The sequence below is a fragment of the Planctomycetota bacterium genome, assembly GCA_018242585.1.
Classification (GTDB): Bacteria; Planctomycetota; Planctomycetia; order Pirellulales; family PNKZ01; genus JAFEBQ01.
This window is the reverse complement of the sequence record JAFEBQ010000030.1, coordinates 63,675-85,506: the sequence shown is the minus strand read 5'-3', so window position 1 is coordinate 85,506 and position 21,832 is coordinate 63,675. Positions and strand designations below refer to the sequence as shown.

Genomic DNA, 21,832 nt, shown 5'->3' with positions numbered 1-21,832 from the left:
TCGACTTCTAACCGGACAGTACTGATGCGTAATGCTTAGTGCTTAATTAGAGGCAAAGAAGCATTACCGGCCGCCACGGGGTATGGGCAACTGACAACGGACTTTGTCTTTACTCGTCCCTAGTCCCTAGCCCCTAGTCCCTAGCCCCTCCCCGCTTCATGCCCTGGCAATGGTTTGCAAAACAATGGCTGCGGCAACAAGCCGAGGCCGCGGTGCGCCAGCGCTTTGCCGAGGCCATGCAAGAGCAGGCTGCCGCAGCGGCCGACGGCGAACAACCGCCGCCGGCTCATTGCCACGTCGGAATTGTCTTCGCGTTGGGGATCGAGGCCGGCGGGCTGATCGACCTGCTCGGCGCGACGCACACGACGCACGGCGACGGCTTCAAGGTCCGCACTGGCACGCTGGCCGGTCGACAACTGGCGCTGGTCGAAGCCGGCGTCGGTCCGCGCGCGGCCGAGCGTGGCACGCGGGCGCTATTGATGGGGCACCGGCCCGATTGGGTGATTTCGGCTGGATTCTCGGGCGCGTTGCAAGCTAGCGCCAAGCGCGGCGATATTGTTCTGGCGCAAAACATCGTCACCACTGACGGAGCGCGATTGAACATCGATCTGAAGGTCGACGCCGACTGGCTGGCACGCACCCCGGGCTGTCACGCCGGGCAAATCCTGATGACCGACCAGGTGGTCGCCACGCCAGCCGACAAGCGAGCGCTCGGCGAGCGGCACCAGGCGCTTTGCGTCGACATGGAATCGTTCGTTGTGGCCGAGGTCTGTCGCCAGGCGCGGCAGCGCTGCCTGGCCGTGCGCGTGATCAGCGATACGGTCGACGACGCCCTGCCGGCCGATGTGGCACAACTGGCCAGCTGCAAAACTGGCGCACGCCGGGCCGGCGCGGCACTGGCCGCTCTGTGGCGACGTCCCGGCGCCGGCAAGGACATGCTCCGGCTACAACAGCAGGCGATCGAGGCCAGCGACCGGCTGGCAACATTCCTGGCCAGCTTCATCCCGGCGCTCGTCCTCCTGGCCGAAGTCGCACCGACCGACGCCGAGCAATGACGTATCTTTGGTCGCTGATGAATCACGCGACACTTACCCAATTTCCAGTTCACTTACTTAAACATTAATGAACGACGTATTTGCCAGTTCGTCTCGAACACCGACGACTCGCAGCGCCCCCAGCGCTAACCGAGATGTACTGTACGTGGTGGCGGTGGCGTTTATTAGTGTTTGGCTAGCTAGTGTTGCGCCTTATTGGCCTTTTGATATTTCCAGCTTCGCCACAGGTCTGGAACAAATAGCACCGCACCTAGCAGCACAACAGCGGGCCACGCAAAAGAAAGAAAAAGATGAACTTCCTCACCGCCCACATCGCCCCAGTCGAGTCCCGGCTTGTTGGGCGCTAGCATCCCAGCCGATTCCAGTACATCGCGCCCACCAAGATCGTGGCCGGGGTTCGTGATGCCGATCGTGTCCGAGAAAGGGATGATCGACAATAGGTCGCGGGCGTGGGCGTGCTTGTGACCCGTCGCCAGTCCTAGCCCCGTCCGAATCGCCCGTCCGCCCAGCGCTTTATCGAGTGAGCCGCCGATCCAGCCCAGCGCCGAGAGCGTCTTGCCGCCGAGGTCCGCGACGAGCGACTCTTGCTCGTCCCGCTCGGCTTCGGTCGGTTCCTTGGGCTTTTTGGGCTTCTTGGTTGACTTGGCCCGCGTAGCTCCGAGAAGGCTCTTGATTGGATCGAACTTACGACCGGCTGCGATTGCTGTTAGCTCGTCCATCCGCCAGCCCCTGTTTGTACTTGTGACTGCGCCATAGGTCTGGGGTAAATAACAAAACCATCAGCAGCAGAACACCGATCCAGCCAAGACTCAAAAGGTAGATTAACGTATCTTCCTGAAGCGCCTGCTCGTAAAGCGTTCCATCATCGCTTTTGATAACGAATGTGTGCCATGCCGCCGGCATTCGCTTGGGGTTGTACATGACCAACATGCAGTAGAAAGTCCATGCGGCGGTGACAATCGACTGAATGACGATCTTAATGGCCATCGCTGCTACCAATTGAAGAATGAATTCTGGTTGTGCCCGCGAACGTCGTTATCGTACCACTGCGCCGCCATTGCTTCCGGGAATCCTTCACTCACGGCTTGGGCGATGAAATCTTTCCGCCGCCCGGGAGTGTTAAGCTCTGGCTTGTACCAGCGGCTAATGTCGCCGTTGATTCGCTGCATTTCACTGTGGCCAGCATCGGAAATGCGGTTCCCGTTGTGCCAATCTTCCCATGCGGTAGCCTTGTTTTTTTCCGCCTCTGTCATTGTACTATGGTTTCGGCCTGCTTTGAAAGGATTACGAATCGCCGATGAGCCACCACCGCCGGCTAGAGCGGTTCCCAGCGGCGAACCGTGAATCTGCTGGGCGGCGATCCTGGCACTATCGGGGTCCATCCCCTGATTTTCCATCAGCCATCGTGCCGTAGCACCAACCAATGCGCTCTGTTGGTTCGCCAGCTCGTCGGCCTTCAATTGGCTGTCAGCCTCCGCCTGCCGCTCCTTCGACCGCGTGGCGGCCAGTTCCGCACCACCCATCACGAAGTCGCGCATCATCGGATCGGCGTTCGGACCCTGACGTAACACGTCCGCGAACATCGCATCGCGTCCGCCCCGCGCCGCTAGCTTGTCGGCTTCGCGGTTGCGTAGGCGGGTGGCTCGCTCGGCCCCTTCGGCATCAGCCATTTGCTTGCGCCAGAACAGGTCTTTAACCCTTCCCTCGGCGGCAAGTCGTCGGCCATCCGCGCTCGTCATCTTGTCGCTGCCATACAAGCCTTGCAGGCCACGCCCCGAGGGCGTCAAGCCAACGGTCGGTGACTTACTCGCCCGAGTGTTCTGCGCATTGACGACAGCAGCAGCCGCTGCGCCGCTATCTTCCGGCGTGGTATCCATCGACGCCGGCATGACGCCGTGCGGTCCATTGCTCTCGCGGTCCCATCGCATCTTCATCTCTTGCTGCGTCTCGACGGGGACGGCCGCAATGGGCGAGCGCGGACCGAACCCCAGGCCGCTTGGCGTCCGGTTAGCCGAAACGTCAGGGCGTTGACCCATGCCGAAGCTACCGCGCGGCGCAACGGCCGTGGTATTCGCCGCAGCCATCGCCAATTCTTGTGGCGTCAACCGTCGCTGCCGTCGCACCTGCGCCAAAGCGTCAGCGGGAGTGGCCTGCGCCAGTTCCGCATCAATCACCGCCTGTCGCGCCCGATTGAAATCTGGGTAGTCTGCCATTTTGAAAGTCTCCAAAATTGACGTTACTAGGCGGCACGACAAAGGTGCCAGGAACCGTTTCGGTGACAAAACGATAAACGGCTCCTGACACCTTTGTCGTGCCCCCATCCGAGTACAGCCGCTGCGCGGTGCCATTCTTCTTGTCGCTGCGCGACCCAGCCGGCGAGCGGCTGGGCCACCCACCGCGCCGACCGACGACGAGCAATGAGCGATTGCCTGTTCTCGGTGGCAAACATTCTGAATGGCGTGCGACTCTGCGGCTGCTAGCTTGGTCCGGTCAAGTCGCCGCCAACGCTCTCCGATGCTGAACCAAGACGCGCACGGTTGCGCGCCAAGATCAGGCCACGGAGCAAGGCGGTAGATCATGCCCAGGCTGCAAAGTCTCACAGCGCGTCGGGTGCCGGCGATCTGCGCCCTGTTGCTCGCGATGACCGTCTTGGCGCAAAGCGGCTGCGCTCCCCTGCCCCGCTTCATGCGTCAATGCTCGGCCGCGGCGGCACGCTCGAATGGCATGGACCCGGCCGGTTGCTGGTCGGGCTATTGGGCCAGCCACAAGAGCAGCCACAAAGGCTGTCTGAAGGGTTCGATCACCCATTGCGGCGGACCACACTATCGTGTGAAGTTCCACGCCACGTTCTTCAAGTTCTTCTCGTATGCCTACGAGACGACGTTGACCGTGACCGAACAAGACGGCGTCTACCACTTCACCGGTCAGCACGATCTGGGCCGACTGGCCGGCGGCGTCTACTATTACGACGGCACGATCCAAGGCAACGAGTTCCGCGCCACGTACCGCTGCTGCAAAGACCACGGCGTGTTCATCATGCAGCGGCAGAGTTGCTGCGGGGGATGTTGTCCGTAGTCAGTGGTGGGGGAAAGTTGCGAGTTGCTGGTTCCTAGTTGCTAGTTGAGGACGGCTGCACTCTTCCGCACTCCTTTCCCCTCTCAACAATCTCCTGTCTGACTCCCCCCTGCTCCCCCTCTCCCTTGCCCCTCTGCGCAATTCCTCCGTGCAAACCTCCGCGTCTCCGTGTCTCCGTGGCTAACTTGATTGTGCCACGAGGGCCGCGGCCGCCAGGTAGCCGCTGCGGACGGCCCCTTCCATGGTGGCGGGCCAGCCCGAGGCGGTCCAATCGCCGGCCAGGGCCAGGTTCGCGATCGGTGTGGCTTGAGCCGGGCGTAGCTCGTCGACGTTCGGCACCGGTGAAAAGACCGCGTGCGGATCGGTGACGACGCGGCTGCGCACCAGTTGCGCTTCGCGAGCCGCGGGAAAGACTTGTCGCAGCTCCCCCAACACGCGGGTGATCAGTTCTTCCTTGCTGATTGTGTCGAGCGCGTACGAGGCGCTGATCACGATCTGATAGTAATGCTCGCCGGCGTTCGGTGTTTCGTTCGCGGTCGCCGCGCCGCTTCGTTGAAACAGCCACTGGCTCAACGTGCCGACCAACACCGCATGAGGCAACTCGGTAATCGGCCGATCGAACCAGAGGTGGACCCCCGTGATCGGCGCGCCGGTGAGTTGCCCTGCCCCGCGCACCGCCGGTTCCAAGGCCGGCGCCGCGGCCTGGTCGAACAGCTCGCGAAAGCGCCGCCAGGGGACTGCCACCACAACCGCGTCGAATGGAAGCCGCCGGCCGTCGGCCGTTTCGATCCCCGTCGCCCGACCGGCCTCGACGACCACTCGGGCAATCGGCGTTTCGGCGTGAAACACGACTCCTTTGGTCGCCAGGGCCTCGACCGCGCGCCGACCGAACAGTTCGCTCAACGGCTCGCGCGGCACCAGCACCTCGTAGCCGCGGCGAGTGGTCATGAAGCCTTCGACGAAGACCTGCCGGGCGTACTGCACGGCGCAGCGATCGAGCGAATCGCCCAGCGCGCTGTTGAGCACCACGGCCCAAAACGTCTCGATCGCGTGGGGCGTCTGCCCCATCTTGCGAAGCCAGTCGGCGATTGACATTTGCCAACGCTCGCGCGGCAATCGCAACAACTGGCCCATCGCGCGGAGAACGCCCCATCGCTCACGCAGGCTCAAGTATTTCAATCGCAGCAGCGCCGGCAACAGGTGCAGCGGCGCGGGCAGCCAGCGCGTGGCGCCGAGCGTGTACCGCCCGCCGTCGGGCGTAAGAAAGTAGAGCGTGTCATAACGATCGAACGCGCGATCGGTCCCCGTGCGGCGGCAGAAGTCGGCCAACTCGGTACAGCAACCCAGGCTGACGTGCTGACAATAGTCGACCGCCTCGCCCGTCGTCGCGTCGCGAAAGCTGGCGGCCCGGCCGCCGAACTGCCGCCGGGCTTCAAACACCTCGACGTGCCATGACTGTTCAACCAGGGCCGCTGCCGCCGCCAGACCGGCCAGCCCGCCGCCGACGATCGCCACGCGCGGCCTGCGCGCCACGCCGCTCATGAGCCCGAGCTTTCGGCACCGAGCAATTGCCGCATCGCCCCCGGCAGCGGCAACAGCCAACGGGCGGCGATCGTCCACTTGCGCCACGAGCTAAGGCTGACGCGCCGACTGAAAACGTCCCCGTCGCGACGGCGAATCTCGGCGAGCAGGCCGTGATAGATTTCGAGCATGGCACAAAACGCCCGGCGACCGTCCGTGCTGAGGTGCCCCGCGAGCGGCCGGCTCGCGCAGTAAAACTGTTCGGCCCGGGCGATCTCGAACTCCATCAGCCTGTCGAAACGCGGGTCGCAGACGCCACGGCAAAGATCGTCGAACGTATAGTCAAAGCGTCGCAAATCCTCGGCCGGCAGGTACAGCCGGCCCGCGGCGGCGTCCTCGGGCAAATCGCGCAGGATGTTCGTCAGTTGAAAGGCGATGCCGCAACTGCGGGCTGCTTCGAGGGCCGCGGTGCTGCGATCGAAGCCCCAAATATGAATGCAGGCTAGCCCGACGGCCGAGGCCACATGCTCGCAATAGCCGGCCAACTCGTCGAAGGTTTCGTATCGCCGCTCGTCGAGGTCCATCGCCACGCCGTCGATCACCGCGGTCAGACTCGACAGCGGAATGGCAAAGTGCTGCACCGTGTCGACGAGCGCGGGCAAGTAAGGATCGTCGGTCGCATGCCCCGCCAAGGCCGCGTCGACCACGTGCCGCCACTGGGTCAGGGCGTTGCGGCGGGCCTCGACTGTCGTTTCCCTCGCGCTGGCGAAGTCGGTGTTCTCGATGTCGCTGTCGCCGATGTCATCGGTCACGCGCATGAAGGCGTAGAGGGCGTGCATGGCCCGGCGCTTGGCGCGCGGCAACGTCAGGAACGAGTAATAGAAGTTCGTGGCCGTGCGGCGCGTGAGCTGCTGACAGGCGCGGAAGCTGGCTTCGAGTGGATCGTTCACCGCCGTGGCTCCGCCCCCGATGAATTGCGACCTGGCCCCACAGAACCGGGCCAAACGCGATGCGCCAGCCAGCTTAGCAACAGTCGTAGTTGCGCCGCGCGCGAAACCCGCGGCCGGTTGGTCCAAACATCGTAGTCGAGTCGGCGCACCTGGGCCAGGATGGCAAAGCCCCCCTGCGCGAACAGCCAGACGTCGGCTTGCAGCCACCGCGGCACACGCGCCACCAAGGGCAAGCCGGCCGTGAGATACTCGCTGGCTCGGTCGACCTCGAACCGCAAGGCCTGACGAAACTCGGGCGTGGCTCGATGCTCGGCAAGGGCCAACGCACAGCCGAACCGATCGATCGTCTCACGCGGCAGATAGACGCGCCCGCGATCGTAGTCGCGGGCCACGTCCTGCCAGAAGTTGGCCAACTGCAGCCCGGTGCAAATCTGGTCGGCCAGCGAGGCGTTCTCGGCGTTGAACGCGCGCCCCAGGTACAAGACCAGATGCCCCACCGGGTTGGCCGAGTTGCGACAATAGCCGAGCAGTTCGTCGAAGGTGTCGTAGCGCGGTTGCCGCTGGTCTTGGCGGAAGGCGACGAGCAAGGTCGCGAACGGTTCGACGGGAATCGCAAACTCGGCGATCGTCTCGGCCAACGCGACAAAGACCGGATGCCAGGCTTCGCCCCGATAGCAGGCGGCGAGTTGCTCCTCCCACCAGTCCAACAGGGCCAGGCTCTCGTCGGTCGAGCCGACCTCGTCGGCTAAATCGTCAGCCCAGCGGCAGTAGGCGTAGACGTTATAGAAATGCTGGCGCAGCGCGCGGGGGAGCAACCAACTGGCCACCGAGAAGTTTTCGTAGTGCGACTGGGCCAGTCGACGGCAATAGCCCTGGGCCTCGGCCAAACTGGCCGCGCGGCGCGCCGACCGCGGGCCAAAGGCATCGAGTTCGTGAGCAAAGTCAAGTGCCGTCATCGATTGCTGATTGGCGCGAGGGGTGGCGTGCTGGCGTCCTATTCAACCGGGGTGGCTGGGCGATATGATGATGATACCAAGTGCGGCTCAGGTGAATTTCGATGGCAATGAAAATTCTATTGGCCAGTCCCCGGGGCTTTTGCGCCGGCGTGAACATGGCGATTCAAACGCTGGAGCTCGCGGTCCAGCAATACGGGACACCGATCTACGTCTATCACGAGATCGTGCATAACCAATACGTGGTCGACCACTTCCGCCAAAAGGGCGTGGTGTTTGTCGACTCGCCCGACGAAGCGCCGCCCGATTCGGTGCTGCTGTTCTCGGCGCATGGCGTCTCGCCCGAGATTCGCCGTGTGTCGGCCGACCGGAACTTGCGTACCATTGACGCCACGTGTCCGCTGGTCACCAAGGTACACCTGGAAGCGATTCGTTACGCCCAGCAAGGTTACACGATCATTCTGATCGGCCACGAAGGGCACGATGAAGTGCTGGGCACGATGGGAGAAGCGCCCCACGCGATGGTTCTGGTCGAGACACCCGAGGACGTCGACAAGCTGCAACTGGCCGACACGTCGAAGCTGGCGTACCTGACCCAGACGACCCTGTCGGTCGACGACGCCAACCGGATCATCCGCCGATTGCGCGAGCGGTTCCCGCACATCGCCAATCCGCCCAAGGACGACATCTGTTACGCGACCCAGAACCGACAAGAAGCGGTGCAGATCCTTTCAGCCGAAGCACAAGTGGTGCTGGTGCTGGGGAGCAAGAACAGCTCGAACAGCCAGCGGCTCGCCGAACTGTCACGCGAGAAGGGCATCGCCGCCTACCTGATCGACGGGGCGACTGATATCGACCTGGCCTGGTTTCGCGGTGACGAGACGGTGCTGGTCACCGCCGGCGCGAGCGCGCCCGAACTGGTCGTCGAGGACGTGATCGAGTATCTCCGCAAGCGTTTCAACGCCACGGTCGAAGCCCGAATGGTGCGCGAAGAAGAAGTCCACTTCGCGCTGCCGAAGGAAGTGCGGCCGATCGCCCAGAACGGCGCGGCGCTGGCCTCGAGTTTGGTAACGCTGAAGGTATAGACTCTGAGACATAGTGCAGTCTTCTGGATACAACGATGGCAGGCCGAGCGATGAACATCCCTCCCTTCCAGGGAGGGACAGAGGGAGGGTAAAGACGTCGCGGGCCTAAAACGACCGCGTTCAGAGCTTGCCCAGGCCGAAGTTGGCTCGTGAACATGCCCGAGCTAGAATAGTCAGAGTAGGTAATTCCCGCTCCGCGCGAGCGGCGAGGATGAAATGACGACCGTATCGATTCAAGAGGCGCAGGCCAATTTGGCGCAATTGATCCACCAGCTTCCGCCTGGTGACGAATTAGTCATCACCGAGAACAATCAGCCGGTCGCTCGGCTGGTCGCCTCGGGCGCCCCGCCAACGAGGAACGATGCGGGGAACCGTGCTTCACATGGCGGCGGACTTTGACGCTCCGCTCGACGCGTTTGAGGACTACATGGAATGAGAGTCTTTGGTGGGAACGAATGTCTCAGGAACTAGGTTCATTTTACAGTTTCTGTCCACCTTTCTTCCCGTTGGTTGATAATGAGCATGCCACCCGCGCGGCCTGTTGTGTGTCCGCATTGCCGTAACGCTGTGGTTAATGACGGCACGCTTAGTGGCCAAGTCGTTTCGTGCCCAATTTGCGGTGGGCAGTTCCAAATGCCGATTGTGGCGATATCGAATTGGTCGCCCTTAGTTCAGCATCCGACGATCCAGCACACCCAACCAGAAATCGAGAGTTTCCAGTTCGAAGTAGAGGAGCGGGGTGGCGGAATTGAAGTTTATTGCGACGTTTGTCACGAACTGAACGAATTCCCTACTCGCATGGCAAATCGGTTCGGACTTTGCTTCAACTGCAATTCTCCGATGCTCGTGCCCGCAAGCAAAATTGCCGCGAAGGCGCGGAAAGGCAACAAAGAGCGATTGGCTGGTCTAAGCACCCTCTTGCTGTTTGCTTTCGTCATGCTTTTCGTAAAGCCCGTGATGGGAGCGGTCCTACTCGGTGTTTGGTCGATCCTAGCACTGATCCATTTTTGTCAAACGTAAGCAGATTCGATCGCGCAATTGCGGGATCAATAGGGAAATAGTCGGGTGGAGATCCGGTTCCTCCTCGATGGTTGGCTCAATACATGATCGTTGAGTTGGTCCATGTTAGACCAAAAGATTGTTGAACTTGCTCACCGGTTTAGGCAAGACCACCGGAACTTTTTTCACGAGCGCGAATTGCACGCCGTATTCTTTTCGCTCTGTCGTGAGCGTGACGTCAAAGTAGAGACCCAGGACGGAGTCCCAGTCCATCGGTTTCGGCACGAATACGATTCGTTCTGGCGATACCGACGGAGCAGGTCGGACAGCTACAATCAACGATATTCTGACGAAGGAACTACGGCATGTTTCGATTTTGCATTTCTGAACGACAATTTCGTTCGGAACCACTCACTCCTTACTGTTATCAATAAGGACGAGTTAAAGCGCATCGCAGTGCGTGAAGAAATTCAAAGTGGTGCCCCCCATCCCGTCGACGCAGCCGTCGAGTTAAAGATGGCGCACTTTCGGTCGCATGACGTGGTGACGCATGGCGCAATTAACCGTCTTGGTTACGGCATGGCTGTTGACGCAGTTAAGATTGCAGTCGAAGGCATCCAGTTGGGCTACGTTATTGGGTTCAGTCACGGCCCTGATCCGAGCGAAGAACACGCTACGGGAATCATCAAAAACTGTATTGAGGCGCATCAAGATCCAACGCGCGCGAATCCTCTGCCGGTAGGTAACTTGCGTGTCGTCCTTATCACGCCAAAATTGACTTTTCTGGGCGGTAGTTGGAGCGAACCTGCTGATTTTCCAAGTCCAATACGGCTAGTTGCATAGTCGTTGAAATTGCGTCGGTGGCACCGATGGCTTGGCCATCGGTGTTGCGCAGCAACAAGAAACTCGATGGGCACGCGTACCCGAGTGGCAAGTCGCCACTTGCAGAGCGCGGCGCTCGAGGTTTCTTGCGGCCTGCGGCCGCCCAGGTGCAAGCGCCTGGGCCACCCACGTGTCAAGTTCACCTCTGGGCGCAGTATCTTTCGGCCTACAGCGCGTTTACCCTCACCAGGTTCGCTGCGCTCCCGACCTCTCCCTGAGAGGGAGAGGTGTTGCGGCTTACGCCGCAAATGAGGCTTGAGGAGCTTCCGAAGAAACTCTTAGGCCGTTTGGCCGCGCTAGTCCTTCGTCCAGTCCGGCAGTTCTTCGTGGGTGCCTTGACGCAGGCGTGTCTCGATCAGCCGCGAGTTTGGCATGGCGATGTTGCCGGCCAGGCCCACTTTTTCCAGGAACCGGATCGTCAGGTACGTGAGGTCGAACTCCCACCAGCGATGGCCGTGCGCGGCGCTGCGCTGGTCGGCGTGATGGTTGTTGTGCCAACCTTCGCCGTTCGAGATCAGGGCCACGAACCAATTGTTCCGGCTGTTCTCATCAGTCGCGTAGTTGCGATAGCCCCAGATGTGGGACAGCGAGTTCACGCTCCACGTGATGTGCCAGACCAGCACGGTCCGGACGATGACGCCCCAGACCATGATGCTCATGCCAAATTGCACCGCGCCCCCCAGCGTGCCGGTCATGACGAGCCCGGCCAGAAAACCAGCGGCGTAGAACACGGCCATTTGAGCCAGGTTGACCCACACCCAGCCGAGCTTCTTTTCAAACCGGCGATAGAACGGGTCGCGCATGACGTCGCGCGCGTAACGGTCGTAATTCGCCCAGTTGTTGATCTGGCGATTCTCGACCAGCAGCCAACCGACGTGACCCCAGAAGAACTCGACCAGCGGGCTGTGCGGGTCGGGACGCTCGTCCGAGAACTGGTGGTGCATGCGATGGATCGCCACCCAACGGGCCGGCGTGTCTTGCAAGCAACAGACACCCAACACCGCGAAAAAGTGCTCGAGCCACAACGGGCAGGTGAACCCCCGATGGGTCAACAGCCGGTGGTAGCAGAGGTTGATCCCCAGCGTGCCGAACACATAGCAGCCCAGCCCGGCCAGCACCACGCCCGTCCAACTGAACAAGTACGGCATGAACGCCAGCAGCGCCACGACGTGATAGACGATCATGCTGATCAGGTACGGCCAGATGATCTTGGTCTTGTCGACGTCGGCCGGATAGTCAAGCCGCGTCATCGGGTCGAAGTTCGGCAACGCCTTGGCGGCCGGCGCGTCGGTCGAGCCGGGTCGAACCGGCATGTCACCAGGCGCCTGGCTGGGTTGAATATCGATACTCACTTGAGGCCTCGTGATTGCAATCCGTGAAGCCGCCCGAGCGGCATTTCAAACGATCGCGGCAAGCTGCCCCAGGGTGCCCCCTGGCCGGCGGAAGACTAGTCGTAGCTAGCCGAGCAAACACCGGCGAAACGATCGTTCTCTCTATCTTGTCACAATCACGCCGGGGCCACAACACGACATCCGAGTGGGGCAGTGGGCGCGCGAAGAGGCCCAAAACCAGGGCAATTACGCACAGCCACGCTACCGCGAGGGATGCCACCGCTGCTGTCAAGCAGCCCAATAACCATCGTGGGCACAATACCTTGAGCGCGTGCGCTCGCCCTGCCTCAATACGATTAACGGTTGGTTCTCGCGCGTGCCGCGCCGCTCAGTCCTCTGAATAGCCCTGCGCAGCTCGGGAAAAAATTGCTCCGCTTGCCGAAAAACAGGGGGCCGCGACATACTTGCGGCCGGCCTGACGAGGGTGTTTGCAGGCCGGTGATTCATTCTTTCCGATGCCAAGGAGCGGCACTCACGATGTCAGCGAGTGAGGTAACATCAGCAGCGCCCGAACGCCAACCATTGCGTGCGGCGCTGCCGGCCTTGTGGCTGGCTTGGTCCGTGCTGGGCGCGATGTTCGCGCTGGCGCTCGTGGTCGTGTTGCAGCGCACCGGTGGACACGTGATCTACGCGCTCGACGATGCGTACATTCACATGGCCATCGCCAAGAATGTCGCCCAGCATGGGACGTGGGGCATCTCGCCGCACGAGTTCGCGGCCGCATCTTCGTCGCCGTTGTGGACCAGCGCGCTGGCGGCGTTCTACAAGGTGTTCGGCGTCCAGGAAGTAACGCCGCTGGTGATGAATCTGGCGGCGGCGGCGCTAGCCGTGGCGGTGCTGTGGCGCGTGCTCGCGCTCAGTGGCGTGTCCCTGGGACAGACGCTCGTCGTGTTGATCGTAGCGATCTTCGTCACGCCGATTGTGCCGGTGGCGTTTACCGGAATGGAACACCTGCTGCACGCGGCCCTGTCGTTGGCGTTCTTGTTCGCGGCGTGTTCGGCGCTGACCGTAGCCATCGGCTCGGCCGAGTGGCGACGCGCAAGCCGTTGGGCGTTGGTCCTCGCGCCGCTGCTGGGGGCGACGCGCTATGAGAGCCTGTTTCTGATTGCCGCGGTCGCGGCGCTCGCACTCCTGAAACGGCGGTTCACATTCGCCGCCGCTGTGACGTTGCTCGGCGCCCTGCCGGTGACCGTGGCCGGCTGCGTCTACCGCGCCCAGGGCTGGTACTTCCTGCCGACGTCGGTACTCTTGAAGGGGAATCGACCGAGCCTGGCATCGCCCGGTGGGCTGCAAGCATTCTTCGATGTGGCCATCGGCCGCGTGAATGAGAACCCGCACGTGGTGGCGATGCTCGTCGCGGTGGCCGTATCGGCCGCGTTGTTGGGGCGGAAACTCTGGCGCGAGCCGGCGGGATTGATGGCCCTGGCCGTGCTGGTGACCGGCGGGTTGCATTGCCTGCTGGCCGCCTTCGGCTGGTTCTATCGCTACGAGGCGTACCTGGTGTACCTTGGCGTCGCGACGCTGGCCTTGCTCTGGCGCCGCCCGGCCGAAGGCAACCTGTCGGCTGAGCAATTGAGCACGCGACGATTGGTCCTGGCCCTGGTATTGATCGGCGTCGGGCTGGCGGCGCTGCCCCGCGCGGTGCGAGCCCACACCACGGTGGCGGCCGCCTGTGGCAACATCCATGAGCAGCAGTATCAGTTGGGGCTCCTGGTCCGACGACACTACAACCACGCGGCCGTGGCGGCCAATGACGTCGGCGCGATCAGCTTTCTGTCCGACGCCGACGTGCTCGATCTGTGGGGGCTGGGGAATCGAGAAGTCGCCCGCTTAAAGCTGGCCGGCCAGTACGATCGCGACCAGATCGCGCGGCTAGCCCGGGAGCGCGGCGTGACGATCGCGATGGTCTACGACCCTTGGTTCATCGAACGGGGCGGCTTGCCCGCAAGCTGGAAACGTGTCGGCCAGTGGACTATCAAGCACAACGTCGTCTGCGATCAGCCCACGGTCAGTTTTTATTGGTGCGGGGGGAAGAGGCGAGGGGCTAGGGATTAGGGGCTAGTGGGAAGAAGTTGCTAGTTGCTGGTTCCTAGTTGCTAGAGGGGACGGCGGCATAGCGGCAGCGTTTGAGCTTCGTTAGCCCCCCATTAAGCATTCCAAACCGCCATCACACGCTGCCCTACGCTTTCAGGCCAGCAGCGCGCAATTTGTTGCCACCTGAAACCGGCCCGGTTATGATGGCGGAAGTGTTCCGAAGCCTGGGCAGGCCATGATATTTCGCCGCACAATCATGTTGGTGCTCGCCTTGGCCGTCGCCTGGCCGACGGTCGCGCCGGCCCATGTTTCTCGACCGTGGGTCGATGAAGACGCGGCATGCCTGTTGAAGTCGGCCTCGTTGTTGGCCGCGGCCACGGTCCAATCGAACGGGGCGCCCCGCTCGGTCTATGACGCCCAGCGGTCGTCAACGCTGGCCTCCGAAATCGAGAAGGCCAACAAGCACCCGCCAGTTGCCGCCAGCGTCGGGCTGCCGACGCGCGAGCCCGCTCGGCTCGCCTCCGCACAATTCGCGCGCAACTTCGTGCCCACTTCGTTGCAAGCCGACCACGTTCGGCTGCAAATCTGAGCGCTGCCGCGCGCCCTGCTTGCTGGGGGCGCGCCTCGCGGGGGACGTTTCGTCCCGTTGGTCCCCTGGGGCGGCCAACACCTGGCGATCGGGCTTCTGATCGTCAGCGACCATGACGAAACGCTCCGCGGTCGATTCGCGGCGGCTCAAACACTTATTGGCAACGGACGACGGAGCGGGGCAATGAAGGTAATCTTGACAGGCATGGCCTCGCTGCTGGCGATGGGCATTATTCTGCGACCGGTGGTGACCGAGTATTCGATCTTGAACCCGCTGGGGCTCGCTACCTGGATGTGCGGCGTGGCGATCATGCTGTTCGTGGTGCTCCAGGCGCTGAAGACGCCGATCACGCCGGAATAGCGCCGCGGACGAATCAAATCAATTCGATTCGCGCTGCCGTCACTTTGATGACACTCGTCCCCCGGTCCCCGGCCGCCGTCACTGAAACATGGCGTTTTCACGAGGGAATTTGCTTTCGCTGACTCGGCTCGGCCGTTTGGCACGCCTTATGCGATATCTATCTTTCGGCATGACGAACAAGCCTGACAGGGCTGCTCGGCTTTGGCCAGTCGAATCAATCAGGGCTCCTTTGCAGGGAAACAGGGCTATGAAACGCTTCATTCTGGCAGTGGTGGCGGGTGCGGCTTTATGCTTGGGGACGACCGTGGCGAGCGCCGCTCCGACGACTCACCATCATCATCACTCGGGCAACTCCAACTATTACCGCAATAGCGGCTATGGGTACGGCTACGGCTACCCGAGCTACTACCGCAACTATGGCTACGGGTATGGCAATGGTGGCTACGGCTACGGTTACCCGACCGTCTATGGCGGCCTCGGCGGCCCGGCCTACGGCGGCTATGCGAACTTCTTGTTCTACTAAGCCCTCGCCAAGTCACGTCCAAGCCGGCGGCCGCCCCAACGGCGATCGAGCTGCCGGCTTGGTCAACGAGTCGTGCTGGGTTGAACGAAGAATCGCGAATCAGGCTTCGCGGCAGGAAGGCCCGAGCGACCGGGGCAGGCACGCGGCGCGGGGCGGTGCCGCTGGGCGCTCGCCGAGGCAGACTGCTCTTCGCGATTCTCGGACAGGAGGCTATCCTTCGTCGCAGGGTAGCCTTTTTTCTGCGCCAGTTCGTGGCCAGCAAGCCGCGGCGCAATCATCATCCCAGGACACTTCGCGCAAGATGATCGATCAAGCGGCAGCGCCCTGGTTCGTCTATCTGTTGCGCTGCGCGGATCGTTCGCTCTACACGGGTATCACCACCGACGTCGAACGGCGCTGCGCCCAGCACAATGCCGGCCGCGGCGCTCGCTACACGCGCAGTCGCACCCCGGTCAAGCTGGTCTACCAGGAAACGGCGGCGTCGCGCGGGTTGGCGTTGCGGCGCGAGTTGCAGATCAAAGCCCTGGATCGTCGAGCCAAGGAAGCCCTCATTCGTTCGGGCGCGGCGTCCGCTCCGTCAACGGCACAAACGTCCGGGCGTCCAGCACGTCGCCCGCCAGCGACTTCAACTCGACGCGCATCGCGTCGGGCTTGATGCTCAGCAGCACATAGCTGGCCACGCTGGCAAAGAACTTTGACTGGGGATCGGGGTATTTGGCCCCGACACCAAGGGCCGTGTTGTAATAGCTGAGACCGTCAACCTCGGCCCGCTCGGCGAAGTACCCGAAGCCCGAGATCACCAGGCTCCCCTGGCGGAACAAGCGATGCCAAGTCGCCCCGTGCTGGGCGCGCATGGTGGCGTTGCGTTCGTTTTGCAGCGTTACGACAAACCGCGGCCGCGCCCCTTCGAATTGTTCCTGGTACCAGCGGAATTGCTCCGACGCCGGGTCCAGCGGGTGGCAGGTCTGATAGGTCGTTCCCTGGTCGGAGATATGGTTCAGGTCGAGCGCCAAGAATCGCGCGCCAACCGTCGGCACGTCGAACCGCCAGCGCCATTCGGCGTCGGGCAAGGCAAAGAACTGACGAAAGGCCGTGGCCTCGACGTCGTAGACCGGTTCCGCGGGCGGCTGGTTGCCGCGAGGACGAATCTCGCGGTCATGATTCCCCAGCGCCGGCAGGAACGGCGTCGAACGAAACAACTCGGGATAGGCGTCGATCAATTCGCCGTACGGCGTGGTGCAATCCTTCACACCCACGCCACAGCGACCATGCAGGCTGCCGATATTGTCACCGGCGGTGAGCAGCAAATCGATGCGATCGGCCAGCAAGGCGTCGAGCTTCGGCTTCCCTTGCCAGTCGGCCACCACGGCCACGCGCAACTCGTCGGCCGCGTAACCGTGGAACGACGCCGTGGCCGAGCGCTCTTTGCCCGTTTGGACCTGGTAGCGATACTTGGCGCCGGCCGCGCCGAACGGAATCTCGACGTGGTGCAGTGTGGTTGATTCAGCCTGCCGCACGGTTTGCTCCGGCCCGTCGTCGACCGAGTAGCGGACCACCGAGTCGCCTGGCGCAGCCGATTCCCAATTGATCACCAGTCGGCTCGGGTCGTTGGTCTGGTGGCTGAGCCACAGCCGGGTGATTTCGGCGTGGACCGAGGGCGCAAACGAACTGAAACACACCAGGCCGCAAGCTAATAGCAACCGCCGGACAGTCATCGACATCATCATGGGCGAACTCGCTGGTAAGACGCCGAGGGGCGGCGTGTGAGGCGGAAAAGGAGAGCACGCCCGGCGGGGGTCGAACCCACAACCTGCCGCTTAGAAGGCGGCTGCTCTATCCGGTTGAGCTACGGGCGCGTGTGACGCCATTTTACGGCGCGGCAAGGCTTCGCGGCAGGCGGGAAAACTCGGGCCTCCCACCAGACAGCCGAACGGATACGTACCTTGTACGTCTCTCTTGGCCTGCGGCGAACGCCGGCGCGAAGTGTTGCTGGCGGCCTATCTTAGGCCGCCTAAAACGGGTTGCTGAGGATTGGCCATGCCGGGGACGCCGTCGGGGGCGACCCGCGGCGGCGTCCAGCGGAACCGGGCCACTAAATCAGAGAACACTTCTGGTGGGCAGGCGTAATTGGTCACGCCCAGCTTGAAAACTTCGTCGGCGTGCGACGGCCGCCGCGCCCGCAACATCGTCTCGCACAAGTTGTGCAGCGCCTGGTTCATATGCTTGCGTACAAACGGCGTGTTGGTGTTCAAGGCCGGCTGGTTGTTTCCCGGATTGAGCACCAACACGTTTTCACCCGGCACCAGTTGCGGCGAAAGCTGCTCCAAGGCGCCCCAAGCTTCTTTGGAGTCCGGTTTCAATATCAGCACTTCGAATAAATAGACGATCGCCGGCGAAGCCTGGTTTTGGCTGATCTTGACCATCGCCAGGTTGTAATAGCTGTCCGGCGAAGTCGGCTCAAGCGCTTGCATGTATTTGAGCGCCGTCGCGGCGTCCTCAAGTCGCGCGTCGCGCACGTGGCGGTCGTTCACCGCCGATAGCCGCATGTAGAGCACGCCCAGGTTCTGGTAAATGCGAAAATTGCCGACGTCGATGATCTTGTCGTCGGGCATGCCGCGCTTGGCGCGATCTTCGCGCGACTTCTCATTGACCGCCCTGTCCATTTCGCGAGCTCGCTCCAACGACGCCACGGCGCGCGTGTACTTGTCGTAAGCTTCGGGGGAAAACGTCTGCATTTTCGGATCGGTCATCCGCGCCAACTGGTCCCCTAGCAACAGGTAATAGCGAGCCACGTCCTGAAAAATGCCATTGGGCATGTGCCACAGCGGCAAGGGCTTGGACTCGAGGATGTTCGTTCCCTGCTCGGCCACCCAAGCGGACAGGTCATACGTCTCGGCGTTCATATCGGCCAGCCACTTGTCACGGAAAGCCGCCTCGTCCATGTTCTCGTCGCGCTTCTGGTCCGCCGCGGACACGATCTTTTCCAGCCGCTCGTCGAGCGCCTGGCGCACCGAGGCCGGGTGCAGCGAGTAGCCAGCCTTCAACGGCTCGACCAGTCGATGGATTCGCGCGGCGCGGAACTCGGGGTCGCGATCCTGCTCGGGCGTTAGATCCTGGCCGGTGATCGCGCCGGCCAGCCCCTTATAGACCTTGAAACTGTCCGGGCACGCCTTGACGGCGCTGGTCCATAGATTCAGTTCGTTCAGCCAGTCGATATTGCGCTCGTACGAGCGCACGCCAAAGCCGATGACCACCACGGCCAGCGTCGGCCCCAAAACCTTGGGCAACAGCGGCATCCACTCGGGCCGTTTGGCGGCTAGGCGTTCGATCCCCACCACGGCCAGCACGGCGCACACGCCCACCGCGCCGACCAGCGGCAAGTACATGAACCGTTCGCCCATGATACTGCCCACGCCGCGCAGCAAGTTCGACGTCGGGCCGAACGCGATCCAGAACAACCAACCAAAGAAGTACAACGGTCGATTGAACCACGCCGGCGCAGCCGGCGCAAAGAACAGCCACAGCGACGAGCCCACGATCACCAGCAACGTCAGCCAGGTGGCCAGATCCCCCGGGTCCGAGAGCGTCCAACCGAACAAGCGGATTTCATCGTAAGAATAGTCGCACGACAGAGTCGACGGCCAGCAGAACAACTTGGCGTACAGGCCAATCACCTTGATGGCCGTCATCCGCCCAGTCAGTCCGCCGACGAAATGCCGCATGGCCTCGGGAGTCTCGGGACTGACGAAGGCCCAGGCGGCGACGATCGGGTTGTCGGCGCCGATTTCGTCAAACACCGGCGAGTCTTTCAGGTGCTGAAAGCGCGCCTCGAGCACGACGGTCGCGGGCACCACCACGGCCAAGTAGCTCCAGACGCCGCTGACAATAAATCGACGCGCCAAGGCCGCCACCGGCGACTGTTTGGTGATCTTGCCATTGATCAGCAAGCACCCCAGCGGCAAGGCGATAATCATCGCCCCCGGCAGGACGACGTACTTCACCACATCAAACAAGCCGAACCTGACTCCGGCCCAGATCACGATCGACATGGTCAAGAGGAAGCACACCAGGACCGACAGCAGGAATCGCACCGGATAGCGATGCACCACGTCGCGGAATGTTTCGCGCGGCCTGATGTCATACGTCGCCAGGTCATAAAACCACATCGTCAGCCCCAACACGACGGCGCTTTCCTTGCTCAACTGCCCCACCCCAGCCAGGACCACCAGCATCACTCGCGTCAGGATCGCCAGCGGCCAACTGGCGGTGTAACTCAAACGATGCAAGTGTATGCCGGCCACGATCACGAGCGCTACCAACAAGTCGGCCCGGCCGACGATGTTGGTCACGCTTTCCGTGTTCAGCGGATGGACGGCAAAGATCGCCGCCGCCCCGATCGAGATCCACGGCTTGCGGATCATGGCCAGGATCAAGCCATAGGTCAGCAGCGTCACCACCCAATGGAGCGCCAGGTTCACCACGTGATACCCGGCGGGCGTCCGCCCGTTCCCCCACAGCGAATAGTTCACCAGGTACGAGAAGGTGGTCATTGGACGCCACAGGTTGCTTTCCCAGGTGGGCCACCAGTACCCCTTGCTGAAGACTAGGTCCACATTTTCTTCCGCAGGGGACTTAAGCCGCTTGTCGGCGCCGACGATCAGGAAGTTATCCAGCACCAGCCCGCAATCGAACGAGTTGGCGTACGTGCTGAACGAAAGCACACCCAACAGCAGCGCCACGACAAACATGCTGGGGCGCGACCAGGTGCCCAACAAAAACTCGCCCAAGCTGAACGGCGCGGCCGGCCCGACGGCGGTGGCCGGCGCCGGCGCGAAGGGGCTCTCGATCGGCCGCGTCGCGGCGACGGGCTTGCGAACCGGGGGGCGGGCCAAAGGTTTTTTCGGTGGCATGAAGACGTAATGGCTAAGGGACAAGAAACCGGCCCGACGCGCCGAACGCAACAGTCCAGTCTACCCCTTCACCGGCCCATTGCCAGAACTTGTGCATCCGCCGCCGAAGAGCCCGCCGACGAGGGCCGGCTGTAACGCTTCGCACGCATTTAACGCCCCGCCGATCCGCCGCGACGGCCACCACTGCGCTGGACAGTTGGGCGGCAGTTAAAACCCTGGGTAGCCCAGGTAGCTCTGCTACCTGGGCGGCCGAAGGCCGCAGGAAACCTTGAGCGCCGGCCTCTACTAGTGGCGACTTGCCACTCGGCTACGCGTGCCCATCGAGTTTCTTGTTGCTGCGCAACACCGATTGCTGGCGCAATCGGCGCCACCCAGGCGCCCTAGCCGACCTTGAGCACGATCTTGCCGCACAAAGTGCCGGCTTGCTGCAGGGTGTTGGCCTCTTGCAGTCGATGGGCCTCGGCCGCTTCGGACAGCTTGAACTGCCGGCCGATCCTAGCCCGCAGCTTCCCTTCGGCCATCCAGCGGTTGATGTCGACCGACGCGGTGCGCTGCTCGTCGGGCGTGGCGTTGAACATGGCAAAGCCATGCAGCGAGCAGTCCTTCACGTAGAACGGCCCCACGGGGAACGTCGGCTTGGCCTCGCGCCCGGCCATCAACACCATCCGCCCGCGCGGGGCCAGCATGGGAACGGAACGCTCGAAGTTCGGCTCGCGCGCCGTCTCCCAATAGACGTTCACGCCGGCCGGCGCGAACTGCTTGATCGCGGCCGCGATGTCGTCGGTCTTGTAGTTCACGGCCAGGTCGGCTCCCATCTGCCGACAGACGTCCAGTTTCTCGGGTGTGCTGGCCGTGGCGATCACGCGCGCACCGGCCGCCTTGGCCATTTGCACGACGTTGGAACCGACGCCGCCGCTGCCGCCGCTGACCAGCACGGTCTCGCCCGCGGTCAAATGAGCGCAGCGGAACAAGCCCAGGTGGGCTGTGATGCTTACCAAGGCCAGCGCCGCCGCCTGTTCGTCGGCGACGCCGTCGGGCGTGGGATACAGAAACGCTTCATCAATCGCCGCCAGTTCGGCGAAAGTTCCCTGGCGACCGAGCAGGCCCTGGTTGCTGCACCAGACGCGCGTCCCCGGCTTCAAACTCGACCCCTGCGGCGCTCGTTCGACCACGCCGGCCATGTCGCAACCAATGACGAACGGCAGCGGCAATTCCATTTTGACCATGCCGCTCCGCAAATACGTGTCGATCGGGTTGACGGCCACGGCCTTCACGCGGACCAGCGCCTGGCGCGCGGTCGGTTGTGGATCGGGCAGGTCACCGTACTCGATGTTCTCGGGCGGACCAGGTTGACGAATAAAAGCAGCTTTCATGGCGTAACGTCTCTTTTCTAATGAAAAGCGTTGACCTAATAATGATGCAAATTTGAACCGCAAAGACGCAAAGATCGCAAAGAGAAGAGATGTCCATGGAGTCGCGATTGATGACGGCCGACGCGCGGGCCT

Annotated in this window: 21 protein-coding genes and 1 tRNA gene; 11 read left to right on the top strand and 11 right to left on the bottom strand. The window is 62.4% G+C overall.

What is annotated here, in order from left to right; all coding sequences use genetic code 11:
- The first annotated feature begins 158 nt into the window (after positions 1–158).
- Positions 159–1,055: a nucleoside phosphorylase gene (locus JSS27_15460; protein ID MBS0210342.1), complete on the top strand. Its 897-nt coding sequence runs from the start codon at positions 159–161 to the stop codon at positions 1,053–1,055.
- A 179-nt stretch (positions 1,056–1,234) separates the two neighbouring features.
- Here the strand turns inward: JSS27_15460 and JSS27_15455 are convergent, their stop codons facing one another.
- The 3 genes from JSS27_15455 to JSS27_15445 are packed head-to-tail and all read right to left on the bottom strand — an operon-like array spanning position 1,235 to position 3,268.
- Entirely contained in the window at positions 1,235–1,774 is a 540-nt protein-coding gene (locus JSS27_15455; GenBank protein ID MBS0210341.1) for a hypothetical protein, read from the bottom strand.
- On the bottom strand, positions 1,740–2,042 hold the full coding sequence (locus tag JSS27_15450; GenBank protein MBS0210340.1) for a hypothetical protein: 303 nt from the start codon (positions 2,040–2,042) through the stop codon (positions 1,740–1,742). Before JSS27_15450 ends, JSS27_15455 begins: the two co-directional genes overlap by 35 nt.
- Before the next feature lie 5 nt (positions 2,043–2,047).
- Positions 2,048–3,268, bottom strand: a complete 1,221-nt coding sequence (locus tag JSS27_15445) for a hypothetical protein (protein MBS0210339.1) — start codon at positions 3,266–3,268, stop codon at positions 2,048–2,050.
- A 364-nt stretch (positions 3,269–3,632) separates the two neighbouring features.
- Here JSS27_15445 and JSS27_15440 point away from each other — a divergent pair, with 364 nt between their 5' ends.
- Complete coding sequence (locus tag JSS27_15440; GenBank protein ID MBS0210338.1) at positions 3,633–4,130, top strand: hypothetical protein; 498 nt, start codon at positions 3,633–3,635, stop codon at positions 4,128–4,130.
- Positions 4,131–4,310: 180 nt separating this feature from the next.
- Here the strand turns inward: JSS27_15440 and JSS27_15435 are convergent, their stop codons facing one another.
- Genes JSS27_15435 through hpnC form a run of 3 tightly spaced genes read right to left on the bottom strand, consistent with a single transcriptional unit; the run spans position 4,311 to position 7,557 of the window.
- The gene (locus JSS27_15435) at positions 4,311–5,672 is read right to left on the bottom strand and encodes an FAD-dependent oxidoreductase (GenBank protein ID MBS0210337.1); all 1,362 of its coding nucleotides are present in this window, start codon (positions 5,670–5,672) and stop codon (positions 4,311–4,313) included.
- Entirely contained in the window at positions 5,669–6,601 is a 933-nt protein-coding gene (locus JSS27_15430; GenBank protein ID MBS0210336.1) for a phytoene/squalene synthase family protein, read from the bottom strand. Before JSS27_15430 ends, JSS27_15435 begins: the two co-directional genes overlap by 4 nt.
- On the bottom strand, positions 6,598–7,557 hold the full coding sequence (gene hpnC / locus JSS27_15425; GenBank protein ID MBS0210335.1) for a squalene synthase HpnC: 960 nt from the start codon (positions 7,555–7,557) through the stop codon (positions 6,598–6,600). Before hpnC ends, JSS27_15430 begins: the two co-directional genes overlap by 4 nt.
- Before the next feature lie 107 nt (positions 7,558–7,664).
- Here hpnC and ispH point away from each other — a divergent pair, with 107 nt between their 5' ends.
- The 4 genes from ispH (at position 7,665) to JSS27_15405 (ending at position 10,481) form a co-directional block, all read left to right on the top strand.
- Positions 7,665–8,639, top strand: coding sequence for a 4-hydroxy-3-methylbut-2-enyl diphosphate reductase (gene ispH / locus JSS27_15420; protein ID MBS0210334.1), 975 nt, complete (start codon positions 7,665–7,667; stop codon positions 8,637–8,639).
- Between the two features lie 216 nt (positions 8,640–8,855).
- Complete coding sequence (locus JSS27_15415) at positions 8,856–9,038, top strand: type II toxin-antitoxin system prevent-host-death family antitoxin (GenBank protein ID MBS0210333.1); 183 nt, start codon at positions 8,856–8,858, stop codon at positions 9,036–9,038.
- Positions 9,039–9,272: 234 nt separating this feature from the next.
- The gene (locus JSS27_15410; protein ID MBS0210332.1) at positions 9,273–9,659 is read left to right on the top strand and encodes a hypothetical protein; all 387 of its coding nucleotides are present in this window, start codon (positions 9,273–9,275) and stop codon (positions 9,657–9,659) included.
- Positions 9,660–9,761: 102 nt separating this feature from the next.
- Positions 9,762–10,481 carry a hypothetical protein gene (locus tag JSS27_15405; protein ID MBS0210331.1) on the top strand — a complete coding sequence of 240 codons (720 nt, stop codon included), beginning with the start codon at positions 9,762–9,764 and terminating at the stop codon, positions 10,479–10,481.
- 335 nt (positions 10,482–10,816) lie between these two features.
- Here the strand turns inward: JSS27_15405 and JSS27_15400 are convergent, their stop codons facing one another.
- Positions 10,817–11,770, bottom strand: coding sequence for a fatty acid desaturase (locus JSS27_15400; GenBank protein MBS0210330.1), 954 nt, complete (start codon positions 11,768–11,770; stop codon positions 10,817–10,819).
- A 618-nt stretch (positions 11,771–12,388) separates the two neighbouring features.
- On the opposite strand from JSS27_15400, the gene JSS27_15395 reads away from it, so the two are divergent.
- The 5 genes from JSS27_15395 (at position 12,389) to JSS27_15375 (ending at position 16,072) form a co-directional block, all read left to right on the top strand.
- A complete protein-coding gene (locus JSS27_15395; GenBank protein MBS0210329.1) occupies positions 12,389–13,966 on the top strand; it encodes a hypothetical protein in 1,578 nt (525 codons plus the stop codon).
- 235 nt (positions 13,967–14,201) lie between these two features.
- On the top strand, positions 14,202–14,534 hold the full coding sequence (locus JSS27_15390; GenBank protein ID MBS0210328.1) for a hypothetical protein: 333 nt from the start codon (positions 14,202–14,204) through the stop codon (positions 14,532–14,534).
- A 183-nt stretch (positions 14,535–14,717) separates the two neighbouring features.
- Positions 14,718–14,894 carry a hypothetical protein gene (locus JSS27_15385; GenBank protein MBS0210327.1) on the top strand — a complete coding sequence of 59 codons (177 nt, stop codon included), beginning with the start codon at positions 14,718–14,720 and terminating at the stop codon, positions 14,892–14,894.
- 247 nt (positions 14,895–15,141) lie between these two features.
- A complete protein-coding gene (locus JSS27_15380; protein MBS0210326.1) occupies positions 15,142–15,417 on the top strand; it encodes a hypothetical protein in 276 nt (91 codons plus the stop codon).
- A 301-nt stretch (positions 15,418–15,718) separates the two neighbouring features.
- Positions 15,719–16,072: a GIY-YIG nuclease family protein gene (locus tag JSS27_15375; protein ID MBS0210325.1), complete on the top strand. Its 354-nt coding sequence runs from the start codon at positions 15,719–15,721 to the stop codon at positions 16,070–16,072.
- Here the strand turns inward: JSS27_15375 and JSS27_15370 are convergent.
- The 4 genes from JSS27_15370 to JSS27_15355 all read right to left on the bottom strand — a co-directional run bounded on the left by JSS27_15370 (position 15,966) and on the right by JSS27_15355 (position 21,700).
- Positions 15,966–17,132: a metallophosphoesterase gene (locus JSS27_15370; protein ID MBS0210324.1), complete on the bottom strand. Its 1,167-nt coding sequence runs from the start codon at positions 17,130–17,132 to the stop codon at positions 15,966–15,968. The genes JSS27_15375 and JSS27_15370 overlap by 107 nt on opposite strands.
- A 67-nt stretch (positions 17,133–17,199) precedes the next feature.
- Positions 17,200–17,273 (bottom strand) — tRNA-Arg (locus JSS27_15365).
- A gap of 141 nt (positions 17,274–17,414) precedes the next feature.
- The gene (locus JSS27_15360; protein ID MBS0210323.1) at positions 17,415–20,327 is read right to left on the bottom strand and encodes a DUF1736 domain-containing protein; all 2,913 of its coding nucleotides are present in this window, start codon (positions 20,325–20,327) and stop codon (positions 17,415–17,417) included.
- 380 nt (positions 20,328–20,707) lie between these two features.
- Complete coding sequence (locus JSS27_15355; protein ID MBS0210322.1) at positions 20,708–21,700, bottom strand: NADPH:quinone reductase; 993 nt, start codon at positions 21,698–21,700, stop codon at positions 20,708–20,710.
- Positions 21,701–21,832 lie beyond the last annotated feature (132 nt).